Genomic DNA, 18456 nt, shown 5'->3' with positions numbered 1-18456 from the left:
CCCCCTCGGGGCTCCCGGCTATCAGCAAACTCGCCTCAGGCGAACCTTCTCTTCAAGTAGATCGGCGGTGGCCGCCGCGCTATCGGCGGGTTTGGTCATCCGGGCGGCGAGCTCTTGGGCGCGCGCGACGTAGTCAGAGGCGAGGATGGTGCGCAGGTCGGTGACCAGCGTTTCCCGGGTAGTGGTCGACAAGCGCCGAGCGGTGCCTACCTTCAGTCGCTTTACCCGCGCGCCCGAGATCATGTCATCGAGCAATGTCCAGAGGATCAATGTGGGGACTCCGGCGCGCAGCCCCGCTGCAGTGGTGCCCGCACCCCCGTGGTGCACGACCGCGCGACATGCTGGGAAGACGGCCGCGTAATTCATCGTGCCCACGACCTTGACGTGCTCGAAACGGGGGACGTCGCTGAAGTCACTCCAGCCAGCACATACCAACGCCCGCTCGCCCATCTGCTCGCAGGCCGCGCTGATCATGGCGAGCGTGTCGGGCGCAGATTCGACCGCTATGCTGCCGAACCCGAAGAAAATCGGCGGTGTCCCCTCGTCGATCCACGCCGCGATCTCCTCATCGGCGTCGGTCGGCAGCTCCATCGTCAGGGTGCCGACGAACGGCCTTGAAGGGGCTAGGGGCCCATTCCATTTCGCCCATTCGGCTGCCAGCCCCGGATAGCAAACCTCGTCATAGGCCTGGATTTCCAGCGACCCGCGTTCGATTATCCGCCGCGACGCGTGGCTGGTTGCCTTTGGCAGGCCTAGTTTGCGGCGCTGCGCGTCCTCTAACTTTTTCGTCATGCCCCAAGCCACCCACTGGTCCATCGTCAGTGCGAATCGCACCAGCGGCGCCGGCAGAAACGGCACGAACTGGCCGTTGGGCCGCATCGGGTGGTAGTGCAGCGTGGCCAACGGAATGTCGTAGTACTCCGCGACATTGGCAGCGGGCTGCTCAAAGCTCAGACCGGTGAACAGGAGGTCGGCCCCGTCGCTCAGCGACATCAGCGTCGCGGTCATCTGCTCCCAGCACTCGTTGACCGGCTCCCAAACTTCTTGCCACGAGCTCCGCAGATCCTGGACTCTCCAGAAGCTCCGGAACAACCGGTTCCAGAAGTCGCGGTGCACTTCCAGCCACTCGCGCGTGTCCACCCCGTAGGCGACTGCGGCAAGTCCAGCCGATTCGGCGAAGCCGACAAGGTCAGGTGGAACGGCCATGCGCACTTCGTGCCCACGGCGCAGCAGCTCAAGGCCGGCAGCGGCGGACGGCTCGATATCGCCGCGGCTGCCATAGCTTGCGACCACAAACTTCATCGCAAAATCCTCGCCTTTCAGTCATTGCTAGACAACGTCAGAAGTATCGGTCGTTACCGGTCATTTCGGGGCCGTTGGCAGCCATATATCCGGCCGCGAGGGCAGCTACGGCAATGTGAGTGGCCGGCGGCTGAGAAGTACCCAGATCGTGCCGCGGTTCTTGAAATCGCTATACGCTGCCTCGGTGATCGCTGGCACCTTGCGCTCGAAAACCCAGCGGTAGTCGTTGTGTTGGTCGTAAATGAAAAATCCTTTCTGCTCAAAGGCCTTCAGCGTGGCATCGATATGCGGCTCTTTCGCCAGGAGGGCTACGACAAGGCCGGGATGGGGGAACGTGTCGGGGATTGTCGGCGCCACCACAGCCTCGGCGCCTTCGATGTGAACCTTGATGAACGAGACTCGCTCCGCCTCGCCGCCCACAATCGAGCCGAGCGTGTCTGCCGGGACGGTCGTGGGAATCCAGGTTTTCCCAAAGTGCCGGCGGTCTAGCTCCCCCTTGGCGGGCGGCTTGAGCCGGTACAAGAGGTCGTTGTTCGGATGCGCGTACAAGGTGATCTCGCCCTTTTGGTCCGCGCATGCCGCCATGACCACCTCGACAATGTCCGCGGCGCCGTTCAGCTCAAGATTGGCGCGCAACCGTCGCACATTGTCCGGCGCGGCCTCGATCGCGATGACCTTCCCGGACGGACCTACTCGCTGGGCGAGTAGGAGGGAGTAGTACCCGCAGTTGGCCCCGGCGTCGACACAGACGTCGCCCTCTTGCACGTGTCGAAGTATGAACTCGGAAAGCACGGGCTCGAAGGCGCCGCGGAAGCGTAGGAATGAGTTGAGCCAGGCGCTGCCAGGGCCGGCGACGAACTTTGTCCCATATTCGGACTCGACAGGAGTTTCGTCAGAATCTATGCCGAGTGCCGGCAGCAGCTTCTGACATGCGCTCACGTACACGGCTTTGGTTATCCAGGGGAGGCGGTCCTGGGCCACACAGGCGCGCATCGAGCGGACCAGCACGCCACGCCCACGCTCCTTGACGGAGTCGAGACTAGGCATCAATCGTTCCTTCAGGTTGGGAAGGCGCGGCATCGCAACGGAGACCGCCGATGGCGGCAACCCTACCGGCCCGCGTGCAAATGTATGCCCGCATCAGGTTTTAAGGCCGGCCGTCACGGTTTGTAGTCACCGATGCAGCACAGCGACCCGCAGATTCCATCGATCAACGTGCGGCCTGTCGCTGCTCTCGTTGGTTTTCGGTGACTATCCGTCGTGAATTGAGTGCGGCACCAAGAAGTTCCGTTGTCGAGGACTGTACGCACGCCAGCCACGGCTTCGAGAGGCGTCGAGACTCCTGCGGCCGACCTTGTGCCGAAGTCGTTACGGCACATGATCTCTGATGCTCTTGTCGAGGCGCCGGCGGATCAGTGCTCCTGCTGCTTGACCGCGAATCGACATGAAGAGTCGACGCGGTGCAGCAGGATGCGGTGTCCTTTGAGATACTCATCGGCGGCTTTGCGGGCACCCTTGAAGTGCCCGTAGTCGTCGATGACCAAGACTCCGCCGACAGGGATTCGCGGGTAGAGATGCTCGAGCTCGTGGCGCGTGGAGCCGTATAAGTCGGTGTCGAGGCGCAATAGGGCTATCGTCTCGGAAGCATGCTCAGGGATGGTGTCCTCTACAGGGCCCGCTACCAGGTGGATCCGTTCCGGCGGATATCCGGTCGACGCCAGTCGGTCGAAGACCTCGTCGCGCGAAACCTCGAAGTGAGTGAGTCGCGAGCCCAGTTCTTGTTTGAGCTTGCCCGGGTTCATCATGCGCTCAACCGACCTGCCCTTGAAGTCGGCGTCGTCGGGGGTGGGTTGGGTCGGGATACCGGACGGTCCCAGCCCGGTGAACATGTCGAACCCGGCGACATCGCGGTCGGAGATGCCACGTTCGAGCAGCCGCAACAAGGTCGCCATCAGGCTTCCGCCACGCCAGACTCCGCACTCGACGAAAGCTCCCGGGATATCGTTGTCGATGATGTAGTCGACACTCGTGCACAATTCGGCAATGCGGTCACCGGAGGTCAACGTGTACGGCTCGACAGCGCGAATGATGCTTCGCACGGAGTCATCCAGATCCACGAACGGGAAACGCGCGGCCTCCTCGTGCGTTTGGCGCACGATCAACGACGTCACATAGTCCGAGACAAAAGGCACCTTGCGTTTGCTCATCGACCGCCCCCTCCTGTGAAGCCAACATGCTAACCGACTTCATTTCGACGAGGAGGCAGATGGCGCGATCTGAGGACATGACGGCGCGCGTGCTCTTCGCCTGGTTGCACCGTATGCCAATCGAAGCCGACGGCGATCGCCGCTTGCGTACAACTTCTGGATTTCGGATCGGCAGCGACGGTGTCGGACTAGACTCCCGGGGTCAGCTGAGCCTGGAGAACACGGGGCAAGGATTCATTTCGGCGGAACATGCGCGAGCAGTGAGGGGCTAGGGTCTTCGTTCAATGAAGATTGTGCTGGCATTCTATGGCAGTCGCGGCGATATCGAGCCTTGCGTCGCTGTCGCCGGAGAGTTGCTCCGCCGCGGGCACGACGTGCGCTTGGCGGTCTCGCCCGACCTGGTTGCGTTCACCGAGTCGGCGGGCCTTCAGGCGGTCGCTTACGGGCCGGATGCGCGGGCGTGGCACGACCTGCATCGTGACCTCTTGGTGCAGGTGTTCCGCAACTTCTGGAGGGTCCGGGATGTGATCCGGTTAGGGCGCAAAGATTGGGAATTGTTCACCCAGTTCTGGGATGAGGCCAACACGACTCTGACGTCGCTGGCTGATGGAGCCGACCTGCTGTTCACCGACGCGGGCTTCGACCGGCCTGTCGCCAATGTCGCTGAGTGCTACGACATTCCGTTGGCCACGCTGCATACCTCCCCACTTCAGGCCGACCCCAACTTCGTGCCGATGGTGTTGTCACCGCCGATTCGCGCCGCAATGGCGGTCGCCGAGTGGCTGGTTGAGCGCTTGGAGAGGAAACTCGAGAACGCGCAGCGCCGTAAATTGGGTCTACCGAAGGCAACCGGGCCGACGTCTCAGCGGAACGCCGAACAAGGATCGCTGGAGATCCAGGCCTACGACGAGGTTTGCTTTCCCGGGCTGGCAGAAAAATGGGCGAAACACGGTGGGCCCAGTGGCCCGTCGAGGCCCTTGGTGGGCGCGCTGACGGTGGAGATGCCGACGGCTGTTGACGAGGAAGTCGCCTCATGGATTGCCGCGGGAACACCGCCGATTTTCTTCGGTTTTGGCAGTATGCCGGTGAAATCTCCTGCCGACACGCTCGCCATGATCGCCGCGACCTGCGCGCAATTGGGTGAGCGGGCGTTGGTTTGCGCCGCCGGGACCGACTTCAGCCACGTCACCCACTACGAACATGTCAAGGTGGTGGGTGCAATGAATTTCGCGGCAGCGTTTCCCGCTTGCCGCGCCGTGGTGCACCACGGCGGCACAGGCACCACGGCCGCAGGCCTGCGCGCCGGAGTTCCTACGTTGATCCTTTCCACATGGCTGGATCAGATTCTGTGGGGGGCTCAGGTGAAACTACTGAAAGTGGGCACTTCCCGGCCGTTTTCGAGCACCACCCAGGAATCGCTAGTCGCAGACCTGCGCACCATCATTACCCCGGAGTACGTCGCTCGGGCCCGCGAGTTCGCGACCCAGATGACCAAACCGGCCGAAAGCGTCGCCGCCGCAGCTGATCTTGTAGAAAATTTCGCCCGCCGCAGGGGGCTTGGCTGATCCCGATGGTGGTCCGTCCAGGCGGTCGGCGATTGCCAGCGCTCCTAACGGCGCCCCTCAGCTTCTACTTCACCATGACGGAGTTCTTGCACGTGATCGCTTGGCCCGGAAAGTAATTCGGGTTGAGCGTCAATCCATTCAAGTAGCTCACGCAGGCCGCTTTCGAGTGCCCACTTCGGGTGCCAGCGCAGCGCGTTCTCCGCCGGCTCGATGATGCAGCTCGCGGCGCGTACGTCACCGTCGCGAAACTTCGGAACGACAACGGGTTCCGGGGCGCCGCAAATGGCGGCGATCTTGCGAGCCAGCTCATGGATGGTGGTCGCAACGCCTGACCCGATATCGAGGCAGCGGGGCTGACCCGCGAGGGTCTGCACCGCGGCGAACACCGCGTCGACGACATCGTCGATAAAGACGAAATCGCGTACGATCCGACCGTCTTCGTAGACCTCCAACGCGCTTCGCGCGCGCGCCAATCGCGCGAAGAGAGCGACGATTCCGGTGTACGAATTGGTCAGTGACTGGCCTGGCCCGTAGACATTCTGTAGACGCAGCACACTGAGATTGGTGTCGTGCGCTGCCGCCCAAGCCACCAGCAGGTTTTCCTGCGCGAGTTTGGTCGCGGCGTAAATATTGGTGGGACGGGGCTCCGTCTGCTCCGCGCAGCTCGGAAGCGGTGCGGCAGGTTCGCCGCTGGGGCCCTGGGGATCCCAGATACCCGCCAACAGCTGAGCGTGGCTGCGCGGCCGCGGATAGAAGACGTGTGTGCCGCATTGCCAAGCGCCCTCGCCGTAGACGGCTCTCGACGAGGCCAGGATGAGCTGGTCGGGCACAAGTGCTGCGCGGGTCAGGGCGTCGAGAAGCTGGGTCGTCCCCACCACGTTGACCGAGCCGTGGCGCGTCGCCTCGGAAAGGGATTGCGCCGTTCCGGTCTCGGCCGCCAGATGGACGATCTGCGAAGGACGGAACAACCGCAGCACAGCATCCCAGTCAGGGGCGTGGGTGACATCGCCGGTGAACAGCCGCACGGACGACGGCAGGTCGATCGCTGCGCGTCCGCCATGAACCTGCGGGTGGAAAACATCCATCACCGCGACGTCGTAGCCCGCTTTGACGAGGCGACGCGAGAGCGCGGATCCGATAAAACCGGCCCCACCGGTGACAAGCACAGACATTGACAAGAGTCGAGGCCTCCGGGTGGTCTGCGAAGCGAATATGTGACCGGCACGCGTTGCCGATGATGTGAGTCGGATCGATAGTATCGGGGACTTCTACGATGTGCGCTCAATCGAGCGCCGCCATGGATATCGTTTCTTCGAAAGTCTTTCTCGCGGTACCACGCCCGCGACGGGATGGCATCGGCAATGTGTAACTCACGTTGTCAGGGCGCGCATACATTGCGGCGCAATGATTCTGCGTCAGCCCTCGCGATTGCCGGAAATCTACAATTTCACCGATGGCACCGGTAGGTGGACTATGTTGCTGGGCAGGTTCCGGTCCGGCCCCTGCCGCGCGTTGGAGAACCCTGCGGACGTGTTCCTTGGCAGCTGCCCGATGTCTGAGAGGTGTGGCGTGTGAAGCGGCTCGACGTTATCAGGCAGGCGCTCGAAGGACGGAAGCAAAGCGTATATCTCGAGATTGGTGTCGAGTACGGACGGGTGTTCCGACGTATTGCCGCCGACGAGAAGATCGCTGTCGATCCGGCGTTCAAGCTATCGGCGCGCTCCCGTAGGCGCGCTGGTGCCCAGGCGCGCGCCACCCATTACTTCGAGATGACCAGCGACGCTTTTTTCGCGAGCCAGGCTGCCTTTCTGAAGCAGCGCGGCATCGATGTCGCGCTGATCGACGGCCTGCACACCTACGAGCAGGTCGTGACCGACGTCGAGAACACCCTGCGCTATCTGCGGGAGGACGGCATCATCGTCCTGCACGACTGCAACCCTTCGCGCGCCTCGATCGGCTGCCCCGCGGAGTCGTACGCCGACTTTCGTGCGCAAAACCATTGGTGGAACGTGTCTTGGAGCGGCGATGTCTGGAAGGCGATTGTCCATCTGCGCAGCACCCGGGAAGACTTGCAAATTGCGGTGCTGAACTGCGATTTTGGTGTTGGGATCATACGGAAGGGGTTGCCGGAATCGCGACTGTCGTACTCGGCGGCGGAGATCGAGAGCCTCGTTTACGCGGACCTCGCCGCCCGCCGTGAGCGTTTGCTTAACGTGAAGCCGCCCGCGTACCTCGGCGAATTTCTCGGATCACAGCGTCCAGTATCTCCGACGGAAACCTAACCGGGGCAATTACGACGTTTGGCGAGTTTCGCTTTTAGGCCAGAGCCTTAGCCGCAGATCTGCAATATATTGTGCCGCAATTGTCAGCCAAATTACGTTGTTCTGTGACATATCATCCTGGTATTTATTTGAAATCCACTTTGACGCGTTCCGGCGGCTTCCTACCCCCGGCAGAATCCTGGAGGGAGGGGTGGCCGTGAGTCAGAGTTTCCAAGGCGCATTAGTCGCCATCCGAGTCGCGCTAATCCCAAGGGTCACTGCGGCGAACCGTTCGCAACGACCTTACGGCTCGTCCCTTACCCCCGAGTCGCTACGAGAGCTCCGCGCGCACCGGCACGGAAGGCGCAGCGCGCCCGCCCGCCGACACCCTCGGACCTCAGGTCTTACTCAGACCAAATGTTTACCAAACATTGTGACCTGCCACACACCCAGGCACTTTGGCGAATCCCCTGACCCGCCATGACGGCCTGCAGTATGGTCAAGTTTCACTGATGTCCAATTAGATGGTCTGGAGCACTGTTGAGCATCAATCCGTTTTACGACGACAATGGCAGTTTTCTCGTCTTGGTCAACGATGAGGAGCAGCACAGCCTGTGGCCGACTTTTTCGGATGTTCCGGCAGGCTGGCGTGTGCTTTACGGCGAAGCGGACCGCGCCACGTGTCTGGACTACATCGAATCGAATTGGCCCGACATACGACCCAAGAGCCTGCGCGAGAAGCTGACAGCCGGCCGAGCTGCCGATTAATAACTCGTCTGAATCTGGGAGGTAGTGGGGGAGCTGGATGGTGTTCGACGACGGCGCACGTCCGCTGACTCGAGGACAGCTTGACATATGGCTTGCGCACGAAACGGGTCACTCCAGTACTGAGTGGCAGCTCGGCCTACTCGTAAAAATCGAGGGCAGGTTAAATCGTGATGCCCTGAAGTGGGCCATCCGGCGCGTGGTGCGGGAGGCCGAACCAATCAGGGTCACGTGCTTTGAGGCGGACGGCCAGGTTTTCCAAAGGCCGAACGATTACCCGATTGTTGAGCTTGCCTTCTTCGACGTGAGCGGTTCCAGCCAGCCGGTGCAGGAAGCCCACGAGATGGCCTTGTCGATACAACGCACGCCAATGCCGTTCACGGGGCCGCTCTTCAAATTTGCGCTATTTCAGACGGGGCGCGAAGAGTTCTACCTATTCACCAGCCTGCACCACATCGTGGCAGACGCATCCGGAGTTGCGCTGGTTGGTCATCGCATTGCGACTGTTTATTCCGCGGTTGCTTCCGGTGCACCTATCCCACCTGCCTTTTTCGGCTCGTTGCGAGATTTGGTCGACCAGGAGCTGGAATACGAGGCGTCCGCGGATTATCTGGCGGATCAGGCGTATTGGACGCAAAACGTTCCGCTGGAAAGCGACCACTACCACGGATCGCCGCAACTCGCGGACGAGCGTGATCCTTCCCAGTTCTCCGCGCCTGTCCGGTTAGACCCGACGGTCCTGCGCCGAGTGGACGAGTTGTCCGAGGTTTGGAACGTCCCTCGGTCATCGGTGATCACAGCGGCGTGCGCACTTCTGTCGCGCGCGTGGTCCGCCGCGAGCTCGGAGGTGGTGCTGGACTTCCCGGTGGGCCGGCGAGTATCTCCGGAGTCAAAGACGCTTCCCGGGATGCTCGCCGGGGTGGTGCCGCTGGTGTTGAGTGTTTCGCCGCGATCCACGGTTGCCGATTTTTGTCGGCATGTCGACACGCGAATAGGTGAAGCGCTGCAGCATCAGAGATTTCCGGTGCAAGCCCTTGAGCGCAAAGCTCATTCCCGCGAACCAGGCCAGCCGGCCGCGAGAGTGAGCGTCAATTTCATCCCCACCGCATTTACCCTCGACTTCGGCGGTGTGCCCGCGTCGGCGTCAATGACCAATTCCGGCCTCGTGGGCGCCTTCGGGTTGATGTTCTCGGGGGCGGGTGACGAGCTTTTTCTCAGCACGCTGGGTGCTGGACATCCCTTTTCGAAATTTGATGTTTCCGAATTAGCGGGACGATTGCAGCGCGTTTTGGCGGCGATGACCTCCGAGCCGACGCGGGCGTTGTCGTCAATCAATGTGCTCTATGGAAATGAACACGCCGGGCTGCATGGGTGGGGCAACCGGGCCGTGTTGACCCAGCCGCCGACCCTGTCGGCGTCCCTTCCGCAGTTGTTGGCCGCGCAGGTGGCCCGCGCGCCGGAGGCGGTGGCGATCAGCTGCGCGGGGCGGTCGTGGACTTACCGCGAGCTCGATGAGGCCGCCAACCGGTTGGCGCATGTGTTGGCTGACTCTGGGGCGGGCCCCGGACAGCGGGTGGCGCTGCTTTTTTCGCGGTCGGCCGAGGCGATCGTGGCAATTCTTGCGGTGCTGAAGGCCGGTGCCGCATATCTGCCAATCGACCCTGCGGTGCCGGCGGCGCGCGTGGAGTTCATGCTCGGCGACGCCGCGCCCATCGCCGCGATCACCACCACCGCTCTGGCCGACCGGCTGGAGGGACGTGGTCTGCCGGTTATCGATGTCGGCGACCCGCGCATCGGCACCTATCCCTCCACGCCGTTGCCGACACCGATGGCGGATGACATCGCCTACCTCATCTACACCTCGGGTACTACCGGTGTTCCGAAGGGTGTAGCCATCACCCACCGCAACGTGGCACAACTGCTGGCGGCAATGGACGAGAACCTGGAGCTGGCGGGACAGGTCTGGACGCAGTGGCACTCGCTGGCCTTCGACGTGTCGGTGTGCGAAATCTGGGGTGCCCTGTTACACGGCGGACGACTGGTGGTAGTGCCCGAATCGGTGGCGCGCTCACCCGAGGACTTCCACACTTTGCTCGTCACCGAACAAGTCAGCGTATTGAGCCAAACCCCGTCGGCGTTCTATGCGCTGCAAGCCGTCGACGCGCTGCAGCCTGAGTGGAAGCATCAGCTGAAGCTGCAGACGGTGATATTCGCCGGTGAGGCGCTGGAACCGCGGCGTCTGGGCACGTGGCTCGAAAACCACCCCGGATTGCCACGCATGATCAACATGTACGGCACGACCGAGACGACCGTGCACGCCTCGTTCCGGGAGATCACCAACGGCGACCTCGACAACCTTGCCAGTCCGATCGGCGGTCCGTTGGCGCACCTTGGCTTCTTTGTCCTCGATGCATGGATGCAGCCGGTACCGCCCGGTGTGGCCGGTGAACTGTATGTGGCCGGTGGGGGACTGGGTTACGGGTATGTCGGCCGGGCGGGGCTGACGTCGTCGCGATTTGTGGCGTGTCCGTTCGCCCCCGATGGTCCCGACGGTGTAGGCGCCCGGGGACAACGGATGTATCGCACCGGGGATCTGGTGTGCTGGCGTGACGACGGGCAGCTCGAGTATTTGGGGCGCGCGGACGACCAGGTCAAGATCCGCGGGTATCGCATCGAGCTGGGCGAAATTCAGGCGGTGTTGGCCGCGCTCGACGGCGTTGAACAGGCGGTGGTGATCGCCCGCGAGGACCGCCCGGGCGACAAGCGCCTGGTGGGCTACGTCACCGAGTCGGTGACCGGCATTGTGGACCCGGTTGCGGTGCGGACCGCGCTTGCCGAACGGCTCCCGGCCTACATGCTGCCGGTCGCGGTCTTGGTGCTGGAGGCGATGCCGCTGACGGTTAACGGCAAGCTGGACAAGCGTGCCCTGCCGGCACCGGAATACCAGGACGGGGATCGTTACCGCGCTCCGGCAAACGCCATTGAGGAGGTTCTCGCCGGTATCTACGCCCAGGTGCTGGGGCTGGAGCGGGTCGGGGTGGACGACGCGTTCTTCGAACTGGGCGGCGACAGCATTTTGTCGATGCAGGTGGCGTCCCGGGCGCGCGCGGCCGGAGTGCTGTGCCGCCCGCGCGACATTTTCGTCGAGCAGACCGTCGCCGGGCTGGCCCGGGTGGCCCGGGTGGCCGATGGTGCCGCCGGCACGATCGATGAGGGTCTCGGGCGGGTGGTGGCCACCCCGATCATGCGCTGGCTGCAGGGCGTGGAGGGTCCAGTCGAACAGTTCAACCAGACGGTGGTGGTGCAGGCCCCGGCAGGGGTCCGTGAGGCCGACGTCCTGGTCTTGTTGCAGGCGTTGCTGGATCGGCATGCCATGCTGCGGCTGCGCGTCGACGGCGACGGTTCGGATGGTTGGTCGTTGCAGGTGCCTGAGGCGGGCTCGGTGCGGGCGAGCGAGGTCCTGCAGGCGACGGACGCGCTGTCGGATGAAGCGGTGGTCGATGCCCGATCCCGGTTGAACCCGGCCGGTGGCGTGATGCTGAGCGCACTCTGGGCGGCTGCGACGGGTCAGCTGGCGTTGGTCGTTCATCACCTGGCCGTGGATGGCGTGTCCTGGCGAATTGTGTTGGAGGACCTCAACATTGCCTGGGCCCAGCACCACAGTGGCCAACCGGTGGCGTTGCCGGCGAGTGGAACCTCGTTTGCCCGGTGGGCGTCGCTGCTGCAGGAGCGTGCGCACGACCCCGCAGTGGTGGCCCAAGCCGAGACCTGGCGGCAGGTGGCAGCGGTCCCGGCCGCTTTGCCGGCGGTGCAACCCGCTGTCGATACCTATGCGACTGCCGGCCGGTTCACAGCGGAGTTGGACGCTGACACGACCCGGATGCTGTTGGGTGAGGTGCCTGCGGCTTTTCATGCCGGGGTGCACGACATCCTCTTGATCGCCTTCGGCCTGGCGTTGGCGGAGTTCCTGGACAACCGCGGGGCGCCGATCGGCATCGATGTCGAGGGCCACGGACGTCACGAGGAGCTGGGCGCCGACGTTGACTTGTCCCGCACGGTGGGCTGGTTTACCACCAAATACCCGATCTCGTTGAAATTCGGGAGGCCCGCCCGTGCGCTGGACTGGGCACAGGTGATGGCCGGTGACGCGGCGCTGGGCGCGGCGATCAAGGACGCCAAAGAGCAGCTTCGTGCGGTGCCCAACGACGTGACCTACGGTGTGCTGCGCTACCTGAACCCCGACGTGGACCTGGCCGCAGTCGACCCGCCGATTGGGTTCAACTACCTGGGCCGACTGGGTGCCGCGGGCGCCGAGCTCTCCGACGAGCCGTGGCGTATCAGCAATGAAACGTTGTCCTTCACCGCCGTCGCGGCGGCACTGCCCCTGCCGTTGGCTCACACCCTGGACCTCAACGCGGGCACCGTCGACACCGAGGTCGGCCCGCACCTGCTCGCCGACTGGACATGGGCGCCCTCGGCGCTGGATCTCGGACAAGTGACACGACTGACTCAGTTGTGGTTCGACGCACTGGCCGGTATGTGCGCGCACGTGCGCAGTGGCGGCGGTGGGTTGACGCCGTCTGATGTCGCGCCCGCCCGCCTCAGCCAGCAGCAAATCGACGAGCTGTCACGGCAATACCCGATTGCCGACGCGCTGCCGCTGACTCCGCTGCAGCAGGGACTGCTCTTCCACACCAGAACGGCGCAGGGTCCCGGCGACGATGTCTATGCGATGCAACTGGACCTCGCCATAGCCGGTGCTCTCGACCCGAACCGCCTGCGCGAAGCGGTGCACACGGTGCTCAACCGACATCCCAACCTAGCGGCCCGATTCTGCGAACAGTTCGACGAACCGGTACAGGTCATCCCGGCCGATCCAGTGATGGGGTGGCGGTATGTCGACCTCGCCGGCGGCACCGAGGAGCAGGTTCAGGAGGTCCAGGCTGCCGAGCGCGCCGCAGTCTGCGACTTCGCCGAGCAGCCGGCGTTTCGGGTGGCCCTGATCCGGACCGGCGAAGATCGGCACCGGATTGTGCTGACCGTTCACCACATCGTCGTCGATGGCTGGTCGCTGCCGATCCTGCTGCAGGAGATTTTCGCCAGCTACTATGGCCAGCCGCTGCCTGGTGCAGTTCCGTATCGCAGGTTTGTAACCTGGCTGGCCGATCGGGACATCGATGCCGCCCGGGCGTCCTGGCGCGATGTGCTCGCCGGTTTCGACACTCCGACATTGGTCGGGCCGCAACACCGCATGGAGCTCGGGCGCCGCGACGTTGCATCGTTCCGAGTGCCAGAGGAAACGACGCGGCTCCTCGGCGAGCTGGCACGCACGCACCACACCACCGTCAACACCGTCCTCCAAGGCGCTTGGGCGCAGCTGCTTACCACGCTGACCGGCCAGCACGATGTCGCGTTCGGTGTCGCGGTCTCGGGTCGGCCGGCCGAGTTGCCCGGGGCCGAATCGATGGTCGGCCTGCTGATCAACACGGTGCCGGTGCGGGCGATGATCGCGTCGGGAACTACCACCGCCGATCTGTTGGAGCAGTTGCAAAGCGCGCACAATCACACCCTCGACCACCAGCATCTGGCCCTGAGCGAGATCCACCGGGTGGCCGGTCAGGAGCAGCTGTTCGACACGCTCTTCGTCTTCGAGAATTACCCGGTCGATACCGCCGCGTTGACAGCTATCAACGGGTTGGCGATCACCGAGTTCAGCAACCGCGAATACAACCACTACCCGCTTGCGGTGCAGGTGATGCCGGGTGGTGAGCTGGGCATTCGGGTGGAATTCGACACCGAGGTGTTCGATGCGAACCGCGTCGAGCAATTGATTGAGCGGTTCAAGCGGGTGCTGGCGGCGATGGCCGTCGACCCGGCACGGCGGCTTTCTGGGCTCGACGTGCTGGATGTACATGAGCACGCGGAGCTGGATCGGTGGGGGAACCGGGCGGTTCTGACCGAACCGGCACCTTCCCGACCGTCGATACCGGTGCTGTTTACCGCGCAGGCGGCGCGTGCTCCGGAGGCCGTGGCAATAAGTGACGCTGAGCGTTCGTGGACGTATCGCGAGCTCGATGATGCGGCGAACCGGCTGGCGCAGCTGTTGGCCGGTCACGGCGCTGGACCAGGGCAGCGGGTGGCGCTGCTGTTGCCGCGGTCGGCTGAGGCGATCGTATCGATCCTGGCGGTGTTGAAGACCGGGGCGGCCTATCTGCCCATCGACCCCGCACACCCGGTCGCGCGGATGAAGTTCATGGTTGCCGACTCCGCGCCGATCGCCGCGATAACCACTGCGGAACTGGCCGACCGGCTGGACGGACATGAGTTGGTCGTCATCGATGTCAGTGAAATCCAGGACCCCCGCATCCATACCCAGCCCAGCACGGCGCCCCCTGCGCCGGCTCCCGACGACATTGCCTACATCATCTACACGTCGGGTACCACCGGCGTCCCGAAAGGTGTGGCGGTCGCCCACCAGAACGTGACGCGTCTGCTGGAATCTCTCGACGCGGAGCTGGCGCTCGACCAAGTGTGGACCCAGTGCCATTCCCTGGCCTTCGATTTCTCGGTGTGGGAGATCTGGGGCGCGCTGCTGCACGGGGGGCGAGTGGTCGTGGTGCCCGACGCGGTCGTCCGTTCACCAGAAGACCTGCACGCCTTGCTGGTGAAGGAACAGGTCGGCGTACTGAGCCAAACTCCGTCAGCGTTCTATGCCTTGCAGACCGCCGACGCGCTGCAGCCTGAGCTGGGACAGCAGCTCAAGTTGCAGACGGTGGTGTTCGGTGGCGAGGCTCTGGAACCGCAGCGGCTCGGGACGTGGTTGGAACACCACCCGGGATCGCCTCGGCTCATCAACATGTATGGCATCACTGAGACGACCGTGCATGCCTCGTTCCGCGAGATCGGCAGCAGTGACGTTGAGAGCAATGTCAGTCCGATCGGCGGGCCCCTGTCCCACCTGGGTTTCTTTGTGCTGGACGGCTGGCTGCGCCCGGTACCGGCAGGTGTGGTCGGCGAACTGTATGTGGCAGGAGCCGGACAGGCCTACGGGTATGTGGGTCGAGCCGGGTTGACATCGTCGCGGTTCGTGGCGTGCCCATTCGTCGGTGCGGGAGCACCCCAACAGCGGATGTATCGCACCGGGGACTTGGTGCGGTGGGGCGCTGATGGGCAGCTGCGGTATGTGGGGCGTGCCGATGAACAGGTCAAGATCCGCGGATATCGCATCGAGCTCGGTGAGATCCAGACGGCGCTGGTTGCGCTGGATGGGGTTGAGCGGGCGGTAGTGATTGCTCGCGAGGACCGCCCGGGCGACAAACGGCTGGTGGGCTACGTTACCGGTGCCGTCGAACCGGCCGCGGTGCGCAGCGCGCTGAGTGACCGGCTGCCCTCGTTCATGGTGCCGACCGCGGTGGTGGTGCTGGACGCGTTGCCGTTGACGATCAACGGGAAACTGGACGTCCGGGCGCTGCCGGCCCCGGAGTACCAGCAAGTCGACGATCACCGCGCCCCCACTAACACCGTCGAAGAGATCCTGGCCGGCATTTACGCGCAGGTCCTCGGCGTCGACCGGGTTGGGCTTGACGACTCGTTCTTCGAGCTGGGCGGCGACAGCATCTTGTCGATGCAGGTGGTTGCGCGGGCCCGTGCCGCCGGTGTCTTGTGCAAACCGCGCGACATTTTCGTCGAGAAGACCGTGGCCGGGCTGGCCCGGGTGGCCCGGGTGGCCGACGGTGCCGGCGGCCCGGTCGACGAGGGGCTCGGGCCGGTGCTGGCAACGCCGATCATGAGGTGGCTGCACGACCTGGACGGTCCGGTCGATCAGTTCAACCAGACGATGGTGGTGCAGGCCCCGGCAGGTGCCGGCGAGGCCGACGTGGTGGCGCTGTTGCAGGCGTTGCTGGATCGGCATGCCATGCTGCGGCTGCGTGTCGACGACGACGGCGCCGGAGGTTGGGCGTTGCAGGTGCCCGAGGCCGGGTCGGTGCACGCGAGCGAATGTGTGCAAGTGGTGGACATGCTGTCGGACGAAGCGCTCCTCGATGCCCGATCCCGGTTGAACCCGGCGACCGGGGCGATGCTCAGCGCGCTGTGGGTAGCCGCTACGAGCCAATTGGTGTTGATCGTTCACCACCTGGCCGTCGACGGGGTGTCCTGGCGAATCCTGCTGGAAGACCTGAACATCGCTTGGTCCCAGCATCGGGATGGCCGGCAGGTGGTCTTGCCTCCGACGGGAACGTCGTTCGCCCGGTGGTCGTCGTTGCTGGCCGAGCATGCGAGCGCCCGGGAGGTCGTGGATCGGGCCGATGCGTGGCGCCAGGTCGTCGCGGTGCCGGCCGTGCTGTCGCCGGTGCAACCCGCACGCGACACCTATGCCACTGCCGAGCATTTGTCGGCGGAGCTGGACCCAGACACCACCCGGATGCTCTTGGGTGAGGCGCCTACGGCGTTCCACGCAGGAGTGCACGAGATCCTGTTGGTCGCGTTCGGGTTGGCGCTGGCGGAGTTCTTGGGCACCGGTCGTGCACCGATCGGTATCGATGTCGAAGGTCATGGCCGCCAGGAAGAAATCGGCGCCGACATGGACCTGTCACGCACCGTGGGTTGGTTCACCACCAAGTACCCGGTGTCATTGGCGGTGGGGGGGCTGTCCTGGAAGCGCGTGGTGGCCGGCGAGGCCGCACTGGGCACGCTGATCAAGGAGGCCAAAGAGCAGCTCCGGGCGCTCCCGGACGGTTTGACCTACGGCCTGCTGCGTTATCTGAACAGCGATGTCGACCTGGCCGGGTCTGACCCGCTTGTCGGATTCAACTATTTGGGTCGGTTGGATACCGCCGCGGGTGAGGTGTCCGGTGATGTGTGGCGGATCAGCCAGGACGACTGGGCGGTCACCGGAGCCAGCGCGGCAACAACCACACCGCTCGCACACGCCCTTGACCTCAACGCCTTGACCGTCAACACCGATAACGGCCCACAGTTGCAGGCCAACTGGACGTGGGCGCCGTCGGTACTCAACCATGCGCAGGTCAGTCGGCTGAGCCGGTTGTGGTTCGAGGCCCTGGCGGGCATCTGCGCTCATGTACGAGGCGGCGGGGGCGGGTTGACGCCGTCCGACATCGCCGCCCGCCTCAGCCAGCAGCAGCTCGACGAGCTTCAGAGGTTGTATGCGGATCGCTGACGTATTGCCTTTGACGCCGTTGCAGCAGGGGCTTCTGTTTCACGCCAGCACCGCTCAGGGTAACGACGACGACGTCTATGCGGTGCAACTGGATATCACGCTGAGTGGTCGGCTCGATCAGCACCGGCTGCGCGATGCGGTACACACCGTGGTCAACCGGCATCCACACTTGTTAGCCCGATTCTCCGATCAGTTCGACGAGCCGGTTCAGATCATTCCGGCCGATCCCGAGGCCCCCTGGCGGCATATCGAACTGGACGCCGACGATGCCGACGCCGAAGTCGAGATCCAGCGGATCTGTGCCGATGAGCGGGCCGCAGTATGTGACCTCGCCGACCAGCCGGCCCTTCGGGTGGCGTTGATCCGCACCGGCGAACATCGGCACCGCTTGGTGCTCACCAATCACCACATCGTGATGGACGGCTGGTCGCTGCCGATCCTGCTGCAGGAGATTTTTGCCAGCTACTACGCGCAGCCGCTGCCCGGGGCGGTCCCGTACCGCAGATTCGTGAACTGGCTCGCCGATCGCGACCTTGATGGCGCCCGTGCGGCCTGGCGTGAGGTGTTGGCCGGTTTCGACACCCCCACTTTGGTGAGTTCCCCAGGCAGGTCGAAGCGCGGGCCGCAAGGGGTGGCGTCGTTTCAGGTGCCTGAGCAGACCACTCGCGCCGTCGGCGAGCTGGCGCGCTCCTGTCACACCACCGTCAACACGGTGCTCCACGCCGCCTTCGCGCAACTGCTGTGCCAGCTGACCGGACAGCATGATGTCGTCTTCGGCACCGCGATCTCGGGTAGGCCCGCCGAGCTGCCCGGCGCGGACTCGATCGTGGGCCTGTTGATCAACACGGTGCCGGTGCGGGGGCGCATTACCACGGCCACCACCACCACCGACCTGCTCGATCAGCTGCACAACGCGCAAAACCACACGCTCGAGCACCAGCACTTGGCGCTTAGCGAGATTCACCGCGTCACCGGTCACGACAAACTGTTCGACACCATGTTCGCGTACGAGAACTACCCGATCGACGCCGCCGAGCTGTCGGGCACCGATGGGTTGGCCGTCACCGAGCTCAACAACCGCGAATACAACCATTACCCGTTTGTGGTGCTGGCCGAACCGGGCCCCGCACTGGACCTTCACGTCCAATTCGACACCGACGTGTTCGACGCGTCCAGCA

9 protein-coding genes are annotated in these 18456 nt (G+C 64.1%); 5 read left to right on the top strand and 4 right to left on the bottom strand.

Features of this window, described 5'->3' with window-relative positions; translation table 11 throughout:
• Positions 1-21 precede the first annotated feature (21 nt).
• The 3 genes from A9W99_RS01680 to A9W99_RS01670 all read right to left on the bottom strand — a co-directional run bounded on the left by A9W99_RS01680 (position 22) and on the right by A9W99_RS01670 (position 3509).
• Positions 22-1302 (bottom strand): glycosyltransferase, encoded by a 1281-nt coding sequence (locus A9W99_RS01680; RefSeq protein ID WP_067372469.1) that lies wholly within the window; start codon positions 1300-1302, stop codon positions 22-24.
• 105 nt (positions 1303-1407) lie between these two features.
• The gene (locus tag A9W99_RS01675; protein WP_067372466.1) at positions 1408-2382 is read right to left on the bottom strand and encodes an FkbM family methyltransferase; all 975 of its coding nucleotides are present in this window, start codon (positions 2380-2382) and stop codon (positions 1408-1410) included.
• A gap of 332 nt (positions 2383-2714) precedes the next feature.
• Positions 2715-3509, bottom strand: a complete 795-nt coding sequence (locus A9W99_RS01670) for a TylF/MycF/NovP-related O-methyltransferase (protein ID WP_067372463.1) — start codon at positions 3507-3509, stop codon at positions 2715-2717.
• Between the two features lie 284 nt (positions 3510-3793).
• On the opposite strand from A9W99_RS01670, the gene A9W99_RS01660 reads away from it, so the two are divergent.
• Entirely contained in the window at positions 3794-5074 is a 1281-nt protein-coding gene (locus A9W99_RS01660) for a glycosyltransferase (RefSeq protein WP_067372458.1), read from the top strand.
• Positions 5075-5118: 44 nt separating this feature from the next.
• Here the strand turns inward: A9W99_RS01660 and A9W99_RS01655 are convergent, their stop codons facing one another.
• On the bottom strand, positions 5119-6240 hold the full coding sequence (locus A9W99_RS01655; RefSeq protein WP_067372501.1) for an NAD(P)-dependent oxidoreductase: 1122 nt from the start codon (positions 6238-6240) through the stop codon (positions 5119-5121).
• A 405-nt stretch (positions 6241-6645) separates the two neighbouring features.
• On the opposite strand from A9W99_RS01655, the gene A9W99_RS01650 reads away from it, so the two are divergent.
• The 4 genes from A9W99_RS01650 to A9W99_RS27665 all read left to right on the top strand — a co-directional run.
• A complete protein-coding gene (locus tag A9W99_RS01650; protein WP_067372455.1) occupies positions 6646-7356 on the top strand; it encodes a class I SAM-dependent methyltransferase in 711 nt (236 codons plus the stop codon).
• Positions 7357-7875: 519 nt separating this feature from the next.
• Complete coding sequence (locus tag A9W99_RS01645) at positions 7876-8103, top strand: MbtH family protein (RefSeq protein ID WP_067372453.1); 228 nt, start codon at positions 7876-7878, stop codon at positions 8101-8103.
• Positions 8104-8140: 37 nt separating this feature from the next.
• Complete coding sequence (locus tag A9W99_RS01640; RefSeq protein WP_067372450.1) at positions 8141-17278, top strand: non-ribosomal peptide synthetase; 9138 nt, start codon at positions 8141-8143, stop codon at positions 17276-17278.
• On the top strand, positions 17265-18456 hold a 1192-nt coding region (locus tag A9W99_RS27665; protein WP_371514912.1), incomplete at its 3' end, for a condensation domain-containing protein. The genes A9W99_RS01640 and A9W99_RS27665, both read left to right, overlap by 14 nt.

Source organism: Mycobacterium sp. 1164966.3, assembly GCF_001665395.1.
Taxonomy (GTDB): domain Bacteria; phylum Actinomycetota; class Actinomycetes; order Mycobacteriales; family Mycobacteriaceae; genus Mycobacterium.
The sequence above is the reverse complement of the archived record's forward strand: the minus strand, read 5'-3'. Positions and strand labels throughout refer to the sequence as shown.